This is a genomic window from Nocardia sp. NPDC058497, from assembly GCF_042720195.1.
In the GTDB taxonomy this organism is placed as follows: domain Bacteria; phylum Actinomycetota; class Actinomycetes; order Mycobacteriales; family Mycobacteriaceae; genus Nocardia.
Genome location: NZ_JBHXMY010000477.1, coordinates 1 through 266 on the forward strand (window position 1 = coordinate 1; position 266 = coordinate 266).

Here is a 266-nt window from a genome sequence, read left to right on the forward strand (position 1 = left end):
GGGCCGGGATCGTCCACGCTCGCGGCGCGTTCGTCGCCATCGTGGATGTGGACGAAGCCGCTGCCGAGGCAGCCGCGGGAGCCCTCGGTGCGCGTGCGCTGGCGATCACGGCCGACGTCCGCGACCGTGCGGCGATGGCCGCGCTCACCCAGCGGGTCGTCGACACCTTCGGTCACCTCGACGTCGTCGGGGGGGGCCGCGCGGGGGCCCCCCCCCCCCCCCCCCCCCCGCCCCGCGGGTGGCCCCCCCGAATCGGCCGAGTGGTG

1 protein-coding gene is annotated in these 266 nt (G+C 78.9%); it reads left to right on the forward strand.

Annotation, left to right across the window (positions count from 1 at the left end; genetic code table 11):
* Positions 1-266, forward strand: a 266-nt coding sequence (locus ACFWPJ_RS25265; protein ID WP_378854867.1) for an SDR family oxidoreductase, incomplete at both ends; no start/stop codon positions are given.